This window comes from Staphylococcus sp. HMSC036D05 (assembly GCF_001836225.1).
In the GTDB taxonomy this organism is placed as follows: domain Bacteria; phylum Bacillota; class Bacilli; order Staphylococcales; family Staphylococcaceae; genus Staphylococcus; species Staphylococcus caprae.
The window spans coordinates 1-258 of sequence record NZ_KV827787.1; the positions used below are offsets into that span (position 1 = coordinate 1).

General features: G+C 39.1%; 1 protein-coding gene. It reads right to left on the reverse strand.

What is annotated here, in order from left to right:
* Positions 1-258: putative Ig domain-containing protein (locus HMPREF2580_RS11145; protein ID WP_141756902.1), on the reverse strand; the 258-nt coding region annotated here is incomplete at both ends.

Genomic DNA, 258 nt, shown 5'->3' on the forward strand with positions numbered 1-258 from the left:
TCGATTGGTGTATTTACTTCTTTGCTTTGATTATTGATAGCTGTCACCATCGGTGCTGTTTTATCTACCACTTGAATTGTGAAGCTTGTTGTTGTTTCATTTCCTGATGCATCCGTTGTTGTCACTGTAATTGGGTAACTTCCGACTTTCGTTGGTGTACCACTAATAGTATTTGTCTCATTATCAAAACTTACTCCATCTGGTAAGCCACTTACTTTGTTGGTTACGACTTGACCACTATTGTCTGAGGCTTCGATC